Raw genomic sequence first — 2,039 nt, 5'->3', positions numbered from 1 at the left:
TTCATTCTTCATTCTTCATTCTTCATTCTTCATTCTTCATTCTTCATTCTTCATTCTTCATTCTTCATTCTTCATTCTTCATTCTTCATTCTTCATTCTTCATTCTTCATTCTTCATTCTTCTGAACTCGTGACTGGGCGCAGGCCCTGCGCCCCTACCTCCTGAACTCCTGAACTGCTGACTCCTTCCCCCCTATGATTGGTTGTATAAAACTTTATTGCGATTATCTGCACCAAGATTTGGTAAAGAATTATCTAATCGAGGTGTGACAGTATCGGGAATGTCAGTAGATACTTCTAATTCTTTTTCTAAAGTCTGGAGAAGTTTATCTTGTTGAACCCGAAAAGCTGATACATTGCCACCACGATTAATGATTGTAAACCAGACCAAACCGCGATCGCGTGTGGGAACAACTCCAGCTAAAGCACTAACATCATTGAGAGTACCAGTTTTCATTACCGTTGCTTTGGGCATATGTCGAGAATGGATCGTGCCTCTATGATCTAGTCCAGAGGTAGGAAATAAATCAGCTAAATTTAACTGATAAAAACTAGCTTCCCGTTGTAATGCCATAAACATAGCACAAACCCCCCTGGGAGAAATTCGATTTTCCTTCCCTAAACCAGAACCATTAATCAAGAGAATTTCTGACTTTGGGAATCTAGCCAGTTGGGATGCTGTGGTGCTAACTACATCTGCACCTCCCACAGAATTGGCTAACATTTCCGCAATATCGTTATTACTGAAAACGTTCATTTCCTTAATGATTTTTTGCAAAGGTAAGGAAAGATGACGTACCAGTAAAGTTTGCCCAACTTTAGGTTGAGGGTCTACTTTAATATTACCAGCAATAATCACTTGGGGTTTAGGTGTTCCTTTGGGCATAATTGAGTATTGGAAAACCACAGAACGCGACCAAGTTTGGTGATTTAGTGCTTGTTTGAGTAATTGACCGGCAAGCAGGGGATGACGTTGGAAATTCATGGCAAAAGCCCCAGTAATTACCAGATTGCCCTTAACTTGCTTAATACCTATTTTATTCAGAGTATTTCCCAGAGCGATCGCTTCCTCCCCCACAAACATAGGATCACCACTACCAGTAATCACTAAATCACCCTGCACCACCCCATTTACTAAAGGTCCAGTGCTACTAACTAAAGTCTCAAATTGGTGATCTGGTCCCCAAGCTTTCAAAGCCACCAATGAAGTAGCAACCTTAGTTAAAGAAGCAGCGGGTAAAGGTATAGTACCTTGATGATTAGCCATCAGCATTGGTCCCGACTGTAACCAAATCCCCTGAGAGGACATGAGATTTTGGTCAATTAATTTTGACGTAATTAACCCATTAAGATATTCGTGAACCGTAATAGCGCCTGCTGGACTTGGATCAGGGACAAGAATCAAGCTAGAGCTACCTTGCCAAGCCAAGACACTCAAGGCTTCTAAAGGTTGAATTTGCGCCTTAGCCACTTCTAGCCAGATAGAAAACAAACCTGATCCTAATAATTCCAGCATATTCAAATTCCTTTATTCGTTAATTGGTAAGAGTTTTCTTTAATTTCGTAAGCGTAAACTATATTCAATACCTTGTCTATTTTCTGTAGTTTGGGTTAAGCGACAGTGCAACCCAGCGCATTTGTTGGGTTTCATATTTTTTAGGGACTTCCAAATAAAAAAATACTCAACCACCTAACGCAAAAATCTCTCAAACCCTTATTCCTCTGTGTCCTCTGCGCCTCTGTGGTTCGTTAATCAGGATAATTTATTTCTTGGAAGTCCCTTAAGCTGATATCCAACCTACAAATCAAGGCTTTTTCCAATTTGGACAAGGTATTGATACAGCGGTTTCCGCTCTTATGAGGTACATCTTAGCCCCCTCATCACACCCCCCTCAATCCCCCCGCAGCGGAGGGAAGAAAAGGATAAGCTTTTGATACTGGAGGGGGTGGGGAGTTTGCTAAAGTCGGTTTTCGTCCAGTTGATCCTACTGTGTCCAAAGAAGTAAAAAATAAATTCCCTTATATTGCCCGACTCTATAC

At 41.1% G+C, this 2,039-nt stretch carries 1 protein-coding gene; it reads right to left on the bottom strand.

From position 1 onward, the window contains the following. Positions 1-192: 192 nt before the first annotated feature. Positions 193-1,515, bottom strand: coding sequence for a D-alanyl-D-alanine carboxypeptidase (locus tag AN486_RS26400; protein ID WP_290603039.1), 1,323 nt, complete (start codon positions 1,513-1,515; stop codon positions 193-195). Between the last annotated feature and the right edge of the window lie 524 nt (positions 1,516-2,039).

It is taken from the genome of Anabaena sp. AL93, assembly GCF_001672085.1.
In the GTDB taxonomy this organism is placed as follows: Bacteria; Cyanobacteriota; Cyanobacteriia; order Cyanobacteriales; family Nostocaceae; genus Dolichospermum; species Dolichospermum heterosporum.
The sequence above is the reverse complement of the archived record's forward strand: the minus strand, read 5'-3'. Positions and strand labels throughout refer to the sequence as shown.